The 11,145-nt window shown below is 67.6% G+C and carries 8 protein-coding genes; all 8 read right to left on the bottom strand.

All coding sequences use genetic code 11. The annotated features are described in order from the left end of the window. Window positions 1-135: 135 nt before the first annotated feature. Window positions 136-699 (bottom strand): ribosome recycling factor, encoded by a 564-nt coding sequence (gene frr, locus PKE75_RS15960; protein WP_271169735.1) that lies wholly within the window; start codon window positions 697-699, stop codon window positions 136-138. Window positions 700-747: 48 nt separating this feature from the next. Continuing rightward, entirely contained in the window at window positions 748-1,464 is a 717-nt protein-coding gene (gene pyrH, locus PKE75_RS15955; protein WP_271169734.1) for a UMP kinase, read from the bottom strand. Window positions 1,465-1,484: 20 nt separating this feature from the next. Next, window positions 1,485-2,414 carry a translation elongation factor Ts gene (gene tsf / locus PKE75_RS15950; protein WP_271169733.1) on the bottom strand — a complete coding sequence of 310 codons (930 nt, stop codon included), beginning with the start codon at window positions 2,412-2,414 and terminating at the stop codon, window positions 1,485-1,487. Between the two features lie 89 nt (window positions 2,415-2,503). Then, window positions 2,504-3,529: a 30S ribosomal protein S2 gene (locus tag PKE75_RS15945; protein ID WP_271169732.1), complete on the bottom strand. Its 1,026-nt coding sequence runs from the start codon at window positions 3,527-3,529 to the stop codon at window positions 2,504-2,506. Window positions 3,530-3,714: 185 nt separating this feature from the next. Continuing rightward, window positions 3,715-7,161 (bottom strand): DNA polymerase III subunit alpha, encoded by a 3,447-nt coding sequence (gene dnaE / locus PKE75_RS15940; protein WP_271169731.1) that lies wholly within the window; start codon window positions 7,159-7,161, stop codon window positions 3,715-3,717. Window positions 7,162-7,467: 306 nt separating this feature from the next. Beyond that, window positions 7,468-8,211 (bottom strand): ABC transporter ATP-binding protein, encoded by a 744-nt coding sequence (locus PKE75_RS15935; RefSeq protein ID WP_271169730.1) that lies wholly within the window; start codon window positions 8,209-8,211, stop codon window positions 7,468-7,470. After that, complete coding sequence (locus PKE75_RS15930; protein ID WP_271169729.1) at window positions 8,208-9,503, bottom strand: lipoprotein-releasing ABC transporter permease subunit; 1,296 nt, start codon at window positions 9,501-9,503, stop codon at window positions 8,208-8,210. Before PKE75_RS15930 ends, PKE75_RS15935 begins: the two co-directional genes overlap by 4 nt. A 7-nt stretch (window positions 9,504-9,510) precedes the next feature. After that, the gene (gene proS / locus PKE75_RS15925) at window positions 9,511-10,833 is read right to left on the bottom strand and encodes a proline--tRNA ligase (protein WP_271169728.1); all 1,323 of its coding nucleotides are present in this window, start codon (window positions 10,831-10,833) and stop codon (window positions 9,511-9,513) included. Between the last annotated feature and the right edge of the window lie 312 nt (window positions 10,834-11,145).

Here is an 11,145-nt window from a genome sequence, read left to right as displayed (position 1 = left end):
TCAAAAGCCGACCCGCTCCTTAGCGGGCCTCGATCATTCCTGAACGCCGGCTTTCGAGCCGGCGCGGGCTGGACAGCCGGTCGCTCTCCAAGCCACGCCGCCCGCAAGACCGCGAGTCGACCTGGCCGGAGGATATCACACCTGCAGGATATCCTTTTCCTTGGCGGCGACCGCCTGGTCGATCTCGCTCACCGTCGCGTCGGTCGCCTTCTGGACCTGATCGGCCAGGCGGTCGTGATCGTCCTTGCTGACCTCGCCGTCCTTCTCGAGCTTCTTCAGCAGGTCGAGCCCGTCGCGCCTGACGTGACGCGCGGCGACCCGCGCCGCCTCGGCGTATTTGTGGGCGACCTTGACGAGCTCCTTGCGCCGGTCGGCGTTGAGCTCGGGCAGGGGAATCCGCATCAACTGGCCTTCGGTGATCGGGTTGAGGCCGAGATTGGCCTCCCGGATCGCCTTCTCCACCGCGCCGACCATGCTGCGGTCCCAGACCTGAACGCTCAGCATGCGCGATTCCGGCACGCTGACGGTCGCGACCTGGTTCAGCGGCATCTCGGCGCCATAGGCGGTGACGGTGACGGGATCGAGCAGGTTCGCCGACGCGCGGCCGGTGCGAAGGCCCGCGAGATCGGTCTTCAGAGACGCGACCGCGCCCTGCATCCGACGTTTGATGTCATCCAGATCGAGCGAAGCTGCGGACATGGGATCGGCTGTTCCTGCGTTTGGCCCGAGGGCGGTCTTCTCGCCTCTTCAGCTCGCCACGGTCGTCGCGCGTCCTCCGCCGCAGATGACCGCCGGGATCGACCCGGGCTCGTGAATGGAGAAGACGATTACCGGAAGTGCGTTCTCGCGGGCAAGCGCGAAGGCCGCGGCGTCCATGACCTTGAGATCGCGCTGCATCACCTCGTCATGCGTCACGCGATCGAAACGGGTGGCGGTCGGATCGGTCTTCGGATCGGCGGTGTAGATGCCGTCGACCTGGGTGGCCTTCAGAAGCGCGCCGCAGCCCATCTCGATCGCGCGCAGCGCCGCCGCGGTGTCGGTGGTGAAGAACGGGTTGCCGGTGCCGGCCGCGAACACGACGACGCGGCCCCGCTCCAGATGAGCGAGCGCGCGAGGCCTCGTATAGGTCTCGCAGACGGCCGGCATGTCGAGCGCCGACAGAACCCGCACCTGCGCGCCCTGCCGCGTGATCGCTGCGGCGAGCGCGAGCGCGTTCATCACGGTCGCGAGCATGCCCATATAGTCGCCGGTCGCCCGGTCGACGCCCTGGGTCGAGACCTGGACGCCACGGAAGATATTGCCGCCGCCGACTACGACCGCGAGCTCGACGCCGAGTTCGTGGGCCGCGGCGAGGTCGGCCGCAATGCGGTCGACCGTTTGCTGGTGAAGGCCGTAAGCGGAGGGCCCCATCAGGGCCTCGCCCGAAACCTTGACGAGAACGCGGGAATACAGCGGCGTCGCCATGGTTCCGGAGCTCGTCATCGTCAGCCTTGCTTGGCTGCGGCCGCGACTTCGGCGGCGAAGTCGTTCTCTTCCTTCTCGACGCCCTCGCCGAGCGCCAGACGGACGAAGCCCGTCACCTTGATGGCCGCGCCGACCTCGGCCTCGGCGGCCTTCACCGCCTGAGCCACGGTCTTGGAGCCGTCATGGACGAAGGGCTGCTCGAGCAGCGTCGCTTCCTTGTAGTAGGTCTTGATGCCGCTCTCGACGATCTTCTGGATCACAGCCTCGGGCTTGCCGCCCTCGCGCGCCTTGGCGGCGAGCACTTCCCGTTCACGCTCGACGATCGCAGGATCGATCGAGGCCGCGTCGAGACCCTGCGGGTTGGTCGCCGCGACATGCATCGCGATCTGCTTGCCAAGCGCCAGCAGCGGCTCGGCCTTGCCTTCGGACTCCAGTCCGACCAGCACCGCGATCTTGCCGAGGTTCGGCGCGACCTGACCATGGACATAGGCGCCGATGACGCCCTTCGACACCGACAGCGGCGCCGCGCGGCGGAGCGTCATGTTCTCGCCGATCTTCGCGACGGTCGCCTGGATCTTGTCCGCGACAGAGCCGCCGCCGGGATAGGCGGCCGCCTCGATCGCAGCCACGTCGTCGCCGCCGACCGAGAGCGCGACGGTCGAAATCGTCGCCACCATCTCCTGGAATTCGGGATTGCGCGCGACAAAATCGGTCTCGGAGTTCACCTCGACGGCGACGCTCCTGGTCCCGTCGACGGCGAGCGCCACCAAACCTTCGGCGGCGACGCGGCCGGCCTTCTTGGCGGCCTTGGCGAGACCCTTCTTGCGGAGCCAATCGACCGCCGCCTCGATGTCGCCCTCGACCTCGCCGAGCGCGTTCTTGCAATCCATCATGCCGGCGCCGGTCTTCTCGCGAAGCTCCTTCACCATGGCCGCGGTGATGTTCGCCATGTCTTCCTCTGAACTCGCGTCGCCCCTCGAGGCGACGAATGCCGTTAGGGCCCGCGCGTCACGCCGCGCAAGGCCCGCCGATCGATGCGTCAGGCCGCGAGGCCAGCGAGATGCTCGCGCGCCTGAGCGACCCAGCCCTCGCGATCGAACCGGCCGTTGAGCTTCATGTCGGCGTCCGCCTTGGCGACGTCGTCGGCGCTCATCGCCGAGATCTGCCAGTAGTGGTAAATGCCGTACTCGTTCAGCTTCTGCTCGAGCTGCGGGCCGACGCCCGTGAGCTTCGACAGGTCGTCGGGCGCGCCGCGGGGAGCGGCGAGCAGCTCGTATTTGTCCTCCGGCACTTCGGTGCCGACGATCTCGGCCACCGCCGGCTCCTCGATCGCAGGCTCTTCCTGGGCGCCGAGATCGACGCCGACGTCGCCCTGACCGCGGCCGATGCCGTCGATCGCGGCGCGAGCGATCAGATCGCCATAAAGCGCGAGCGCCCGGCCAGCGTCGTCATTGCCGGGGATCGGATAGGTGATGCCGTCCGGATCGGAGTTGGTGTCGAGGATCGCGGCCACCGGAATGCCGAGGCGCTGCGCCTCCTTGACGGCGATCTGCTCCTTGTTCGTGTCGATCACGAAGATCAGGTTCGGCAGGCCGCCCATGTCCTTGATGCCGCCGAGCGTCTTTTCGAGCTTGTCGCGCTCGCGCGACAGCGTCAGCCGCTCCTTCTTGGTGAAGCCGTGAGCCGCCTCGCCGGCGAGCATCTCCTCGAGCTTGCGCAGGCGCTGGATCGAGCCGGAAATGGTCTTCCAGTTGGTCAGCATGCCGCCGAGCCAACGGGAGTTCACGAAATACTGCGCGGAGCGGCGCGCCGAGTCGGCGACGACGCCGGCGGCCTGGCGCTTGGTGCCCACGATCAGCACGCGGCCGCCGCCGGCGACGACGTCGCTCACCGCCTGGAGGGCGCGGTGCAGCAGCGGCACGGTCTGCGCGAGATCGATGATGTGGATGTTGTTGCGGGCGCCGAAGATGTACGAGCCCATCTTCGGGTTCCAGCGGTGGGCCTGATGGCCGAAGTGCACGCCAGCCTCAAGAAGCTGACGCATGGTGAAATCGGGAAGCGCCATTTCGGTATTCTCCGGTTGACCTTCGCGGGCGCTCACCGGAGCTCGCCAACCGAGCCCGGCGCCGGAACGGCTTGGTTATCGCCGCTAACCCGCGTGTGGGATGGCGCGGCTTATAGGCGAAGAGCCGCTACAAAGGCAAGCAGCGCGACGCCGTCGCGGGCGCCAAAGCGCCTTTCGTCCGCCATTCAGGCCGCCTCGACGGCCACCACCCCCGGCGCGGTCTTCAACGCGCCGGCGATTTGCGGCGACACCCGGTACCGGCCCGGCAGCCTGATCTCGACCTCCGTCTCCTCCTCGTCGAGCATGAGGACGACCGAAACCTCGCCGTCACCCGACTCGAGCCGCCGAGACACCGCCTCGAACGCTTCCGGCGCCCGCATGAAGATGCGAACCGAGCGCTGCATCTTCTCGGCCGCCTTATCGAGCGGCTCGACATGCTCGATGCGGATGCGAAGCTCCTCGCCCTCCATCGCGGCCGCCACCGTCACGATGACCGGGGTGTTCGGCTCCAGAAGATCGCGATAGCTGGCGAGGCCCTCGGAGAAGATGATCGCCTCGTAGTGCCCCGTCGGGTCCGACAGGGTCAAGATGCCCATCCGGTTGCCGCTCTTGGTCTTGCGCTCCTGCCGGGTGAGCACGGTCGCTGCGAGCCGCCCTGCGGTGGCGCCGGCCTTCGCCGCCGCCGCGAACTCCGCGTAGCGCCGCACGCGCAGCTTTTCGAGCAGATCGCGATAATCGTCGAGCGGATGGCCGGAGAGGAAGAAGCCGACCGCCTCGTATTCGCGCTTCAGCCGCTCGCCCGCAGGCCAGGGCTCGTGCGGCTGCGCTCGGATCGGCTCCTCCACCGCCTCGAAGAATCCGAACTGGCCGACCGCCTCGTCCCCCTTGGTCCGCGAGGCGATCGCCATGACCGCGTCGACGCTTGCGAGCGCCCTCGCCCGCTCCGGCTCCAGCGCGTCGAGCGCTCCGGCCTGGACGAGGCTCTCGAGCGCGCGCCGCGGCAGCGCCTTGACGTCGAGACGCCTTGCGAAATCGCGCAGATCCTTGAACGGCCGCTCGCGCCTGCTGGCGACCACGCCTTCGACAGCCTGCCCCCCGACGCCCTTGAGCGCCGCGAGCGCGTAGAGGATCGCCCCCTCCTCCACGTCGAAGCTGACGCTCGACCGGTTCACGCATGGCGGTTTGACGGCGATGCCGAGGCGCATCGCCTCCTGACGGAATTCGGCGAGCTTGTCGGTCGACCCCATGTCGAGCGTCATCGAAGCCGCGAGGAACTCCACCGGATAGTTCGCCTTGAGATAGGCGGTCTGGTAGGCGACGAGCGCATAGGCCGCCGCGTGGCTCTTGTTGAAGCCGTAGTCGGCGAACTTCGCGAGCAGTTCGAAGATCGTCGCGGAATCCGCCTTGCCGATTCCCCGCTCGACCGCGCCGGAGACGAAACGCTCGCGCTGGGCGTCCATCTCGGAGCGGATCTTCTTGCCCATCGCCCGCCGCAGCAGATCGGCTTCGCCTAGCGAATAGCCGGCGAGCGTCTGGGCGACCTGCATCACCTGCTCCTGGTAGATCACGACCCCGAAGGTCTCGGAGAGGATCGGCTCCAGCTTCGGGTGCAGGTATTCGGACTTCTCGTGCCCGTGCTTCCGCGCGCAATAGGTCGGAATGTTCGCCATCGGGCCTGGCCGATAGAGCGCGACCAGCGCGATGATGTCCTCGAAGCGGTCGGGCTTCATGTCGGCGAGCGCGCGCCGCATGCCTGCGCTTTCCAGCTGGAACACGCCGACCGTCTCGCCGCGCGCCAGCATGTCGTAGGTGGCCTTGTCGTCGATCGGGATGCTCTCGAGATCGAGCGTGATTCCCCGCTTCTTCAGCAGCGCGACCGCGCCGGTCAGCGTGGTCAGCGTCTTGAGGCCGAGAAAGTCGAACTTCACGAGGCCCGCCGGCTCGACCCACTTCATGTTGAACTGCGTGACCGGCATCTCCGAGCGGGGGTCCCGATAGAGCGGCACCAGCTCCATCAGAGGCCTGTCGCCGATGACGATTCCGGCCGCGTGGGTCGAGGCGTGGCGGTAGAGGCCCTCCAGCTTGAGCGCGATGTCGAGCATGCGGCTGACGGCGGGATCGCCAGCGCGCGCTTCGGCGAGCTTGGGCTCGTCGCCCACCGCCTGCTTCAGCGTCACGGGATTGGCCGGATTCTGCGGCACGAGTTTGCAGAGCTTGTCGATCTGCCCGTAGGGCATTTCGAGCACACGGCCGACGTCGCGCATCACGCCGCGGGCCTGGAGCGTGCCGAAGGTGATGATCTGAGCCACGCGATCTTCGCCGTAGCGCCGCTGGACATAGCGGATCACCTCCTCGCGGCGGTCCTGGCAGAAGTCGATGTCGAAGTCCGGCATCGACACGCGCTCGGGGTTGAGGAAGCGCTCGAACAGCAGGCCGAAGCGCAGCGGGTCGAGGTCGGTGACAGTGAGCGCGTATGCGACGAGCGAACCTGCGCCCGAGCCGCGGCCCGGACCGACGGGAATCCCTTGAGCCTTCGCCCACTTGATGAAGTCGGCGACGATCAGGAAGTAACCGGGGTATTTCATCCGCTCGATCACGCCGAGCTCGAACTCCAGCCGGTCCGTATAGGTCGCGACGTCGAGGCCGGGCGCCGGCCCGTGCGCCGCAAGACGGGCCTCGAGACCGGCCATCGCCTGCCGGCGCAGCTCGAACGCCTCCTCCGCGCTGTCGTCTCCGGAGCCTGCGCCCACCGTGAAGCGCGGCAGGATCGGCTTTGCGGTGCGCGGCCGGTATGCGCTGCGCCGCGCGATCTCGACGGTGTTCTCAAGCGCCTCCGGAAGGTCGGCGAACAGCGCCGCCATCTCGGCGCCGGTCTTCAGATAATGCTCCGGCGTCATCTGGCGGCGGTCGCTCTCGGCGAGGAATCGGCCGTCGGCGAGACAGATCAAGGCGTCATGCGCCTCGTAATCCCCGCGCTCCGCAAACCGCGCGCCGTTGGTCGCGACGATCGGAAGGCCGCGGTCATAGGCGAGGCCGACGAGCGCGCCCTCCACCGCCTTTTCGCGCGCCACGTCATGCCGCTGCAGCTCGACGTAGAGCGCGTCGCCGAACAGGTCCGCGAGGCGGCCGAGCCGGGCCGCGGCGATGTCGTCCGTCCCGTCGGCGAAGGCCCCGTCGATCGGCCCCTCGGGGCCCCCGGTCAGGGCGATGAGCCCGTCGCAGCGTCCGTCGAGCATCGCGAGCGTCGCGTGCGGCGAGCCGTCGGGGTCGCCGTCGAGAAAGGCGCGGCTGCTCAGCGCCATCAGGTTGCGATAGCCGGTCTCGGACCTCGCCAACAGAACGATCGAGGGTCGGCGCGGGTCGCGGGCCGGCCGACCCGTGCGTTGCTCCCGGTCCTTGAAGTCGATCGCGAGCGTGAGGCCGACGATGGGCTGGACCCCCGAGCCCGACAGCTTTTCGGAGAATTCTAGCGCGCCGAACAGATTATCGTCGGTGAGCGCGATCGCAGGCCGTCCGTCGGCCTTCGAGGCCGAGGCGAGCTTGGCGATCGTCAGCGCGCCTTCGAGCAGCGAGAAGGAGGAGCGCACATTGAGATGCACGAAGCCTGGATCGGCCTTCAGTCCGTCGTTCATCGCCTTCTCCTGCCTCGGCGCCAGCTTAGCCTGGCCTCCGCGCGCCGGAGACGTCCAGCGCGCCTCTCCACAGGAAAGCGTCAGGCCATCGAGAGCGCAGCGGCCCACACCCAGAGCGCGCCGATGAAAACTGCGACCGACCCCAGCTCCAGGCACCCGATCGCCAGCGAACGCAACACACGAATTTCGGCCATGGAACTCTCCCACATATAATGTTCCTGTTTTGTTCCACGACCATCCCATCGAGTCAAGCGCCCCCACCGCGCCGGCGCGGCCCATCTTCGTTCTAAGAGGAATTACGGGAGTTCAGGCTTCCACGACCACGCCGTCCCGCAGCGTGAGGCGACGGTCGAGCGTGCCGGCGAGGTCGAGATTGTGGGTCGCGACGATCGCGGCCAGGCCCGAGGCGCGGGCGAGCGCGGTGAGCGTCGCGAACACATGGGCGGACGTCACCGGATCGAGGTTGCCCGTGGGCTCGTCGGCGAGCAGCAGCCGCGGCGCGTTCGCGACCGCGCGGGCGATGGCCACGCGCTGCTGCTCGCCACCGGAGAGCTCCGACGGGCGATGGCTGAGCCTCGCCCCGAGCCCGAGATAGGACAGCAGATCCTTGGCCCGGCTCCTTGCCTCGGCGGCCGAGAGCCCCCGGATGAGCTGAGGCATCACCACGTTTTCAAGCGCGGAGAACTCTGGGAGCAGGTGGTGGAACTGATAGACGAAGCCGACCTGATTGCGGCGGAGCGCGGTGCGGGCGGAATCGGAAAGCCCGACGGTCGGCTCGCCGTCGAAGTAGACCTCGCCGCCGTCCGGCCGTTCGAGCAGTCCTGCGATGTGAAGCAGCGTCGACTTGCCGGTGCCCGAGGGGGCGATCAGCGCGACGACCTCGCCGGACTCGATGACGGCGGAGGCTTCGAGCAGAACGTCGACGGTCTCGTCGCCCTGGACGTAGCGGCGCGCCACGCGGTCGAGCACGAGCAGCGGCGGGCTCGCTGCCTCCGCGTCGAAGATTTCGTCCGAATAGACCTGGGCGTCTGCGTCGGCGCTTTCGCTCATTCGTTGCGCAAAGCCTCCACGGGCTCGAGCTTGGCGGCGCGCCACGAGGGATAAACGGTCGCCAGCACCGAGAGCACGAGCGCCATCAGCACGACCGTCAGGGTCTCCCGGGCGTCCGGATCGGCCGGCAGGCGGCTCAGGAAGTAGACCTCGGGCGAGAACAGCTCCGTGCCCGTGAGATAGGCGAGGAAGGCGCGGATCGACTCCACGTTCCAGCACACCAGCATGCCGAGTCCGAAGCCGGCGAGCGTGCCGACGACGCCGATGCTGGCGCCCGTGATGAGGAAGATGCGCATGATCGCGCCGCGCGTCGCGCCCATCGTTCGCAGGATCGCGATGTCGCGGCCCTTGTCCTTCACCAGCATGATGAGGCCGGAGATGATGTTGAGCGCCGCCACCAGCACGATCAGAGTGAGGATCAGGAACATGACGTTCCGCTCGACCTCCAGCGCCGAGAAGAACGTCTTGTTCCGATCCCGCCAGTCGAGAAGATAGAGCGGCCGGCCCGCGGCGTCCTGCAGCTTGGGGCGCGCCTCGTCGACCTTGTCGGGATTGTCGAGGTAGATCTCGATGCCGGTCGCGTCGTCGTCACGGTTGAAATAGGCCTGCGCCTCGGCGAAGGGCATGAACACGAAGGCGGCGTCGTACTCCGACATGCCGATCTCGAAGATCGCGGCGACCCGGTAGCCCTTGATGCGCGGCGTGACGCCCATGGGCGTCACCGCGCCGCGGGGACTGACCAAAGTCAGCGTATCGCCAGCGTGCAGCCCCAGCTGCTCGGCGAGACGCTTGCCGATCAGCACGCCGCCGCCGTCGTCGAAATTCTCGAGGCTGCCTTCGCGGATGGTCCGGGAGACGAGCTGGAGCTTGCCGAGGTCCTGCGCGCGCAGGCCCCGCGCCAGCACGCCGCCCGCGCCGGCCGGCGAGGAGGCGAGCGCTTGTCCCTCGACAAGCGGAATCACGAACTTGACGCCCGAGACCTTGGCGAGGCGATCCGCGACCGCCGCGTAGTCCGTCAGCGGGCCGTCGAGCGGCTGCGCGACGACGTGGCCGTTGATGCCGAGGATCTTGTTGAGAAGCTCGGTCCGGAAGCCGTTCATCACGGCCATCACGATGATCAGGGTCGCGACCCCGAGCGTGATGCCGAGAAACGAGAACCCGGCGATGACCGAGATGAAGCCTTCCTTGCGGCGCGCGCGAAGATATCGGCCGGCGATCAGCCATTCGAACGGCGCGAACGGCCTGGTGCCGCCGAGCTCAGAGGGGGTCGCCGCCTTCTTCGTGGCCGCCATCCGGCCCTCAGCCGATGATCGCGGAAAGCGCGGAGTCGACGCTCATCGCCTCCGCCGCGCCGCCGTCGCGGCGCTTCAGCTCCACCGTGCCGGCGGCGAGCCCCTTGGGTCCGACCACCAGCCGCCACGGCAGGCCGATCAGCTCCATCGTCGCGAACTTGGAGCCCGGGCGATCATCGGTGTCGTCATAAAGCACGTCGATGCCCTGTCCCATCAGCTTGCCGTAAAGGTCTTCGCAGGCGGCGTCCACCGCGGCGTCGCCCGGCTTCAGATTCACCAGGCCGACCCTGAACGGCGCGATGGCATCCGGCCAGATGATTCCGGCGTCGTCATGGCCGGCTTCGATCGCAGCCGCCGCGACCCGGCTCGGGCCGATGCCGTAGGATCCCATGTGCACGGGCGTGTCCTTGCCGTCCGGTCCGGTGACGAGCGCCTTCATCGGCACGGAATATTTCGTGCCAAAATAGAAGATATGCCCGACCTCGATCCCGCGCGCCGTAACCTGGCTGTCCGCAGGAATTGCGGCGAAGGCCGCCTCATCATGCATCTCGTCGGTCGCGGCGTAGGAGCCGGTCCACCGGTCGACGATCGCCTGAAGCCCGGCCGCGTCGTCGAAGTCGACGTCGGCGGGGGGCGCCTCAAGGCCGAGAAAATCCTTGTGGCAGAACACCTTGCTCTCGCCGGTCTTCGCCAGAATGATGAACTCGTGGCTGAGGTCGCCGCCGATCGGGCCGGTGTCGGCCGCCATCGGGATCGCCTTGAGGCCAAGACGCGCGAAGGTCCGCAGATAGGCGACGAACATCCGGTTATACGAGACGCGGGCGGCGGCCTGGTCCAGATCGAAGGAATAGGCGTCCTTCATCAGGAACTCGCGCGACCGCATCACGCCGAAACGCGGACGGCGCTCATCCCGGAACTTCCACTGGATATGGTAGAGGTTCTTGGGCAGGTCCTTGTATGAGCGCACGCCCGCGCGGAAGATCTCGGTGATCATTTCCTCGTTGGTCGGCCCGTAGAGCAGATCGCGCTCGTTGCGGTCCTTGATGCGCAGCATCTCCTCGCCATAGGCGTCGTAGCGGCCGCTCTCGCGCCAGAGATCGGCGAGCTGCAGCGTCGGCATCAGCAGCTCGATCGCGCCCGCCCGGTTCTGCTCTTCGCGGATGACGTCTGAAATCTTGTTGAGAACGCGAAGGCCAAGCGGAAGCCAGGCATAGATGCCGGCGGCCTCCTGCCTGATCATCCCGGCCCGCAGCATCAGGCGGTGGGAGACGATCTCCGCTTCCTTCGGCGCGTCGCGCAGGATGGGCAGAAAATAGCGGCTGAGGCGCATCGAACTCACGGGCTCCAGGCGAATCTTGAACACGGTCCGGCCGGAACCGGGAAGGCGCGCACGAAAGCCGAAGGCGCCCGGAAACACAAGCGCGACGACGCCTGGCGAGCCGGTCTGACCGTCGCTTGTTTTTTTGGCGCCTGGTGCACAAAGAGATGACAAGTCTCAAAGGCGTCGCTAAGGTCAGGCCATAAGAAAAGGGCCAACCGGCGACGTTGCCTCGCCGGACAAGCCCCGGCCCTACGCTTGGGAGGAATGTTCGTTCTGCTCGCCTTAGGGCGACGATCCTGCGCCGAAGTCCCGCACCGCTCG

Source organism: Hansschlegelia plantiphila (genome assembly GCF_027922265.1).
GTDB classification, from domain to species: Bacteria; Pseudomonadota; Alphaproteobacteria; order Rhizobiales; family Methylopilaceae; genus Methylopila; species Methylopila plantiphila.
The sequence above is the reverse complement of the archived record's forward strand: the minus strand, read 5'-3'. Positions and strand labels throughout refer to the sequence as shown.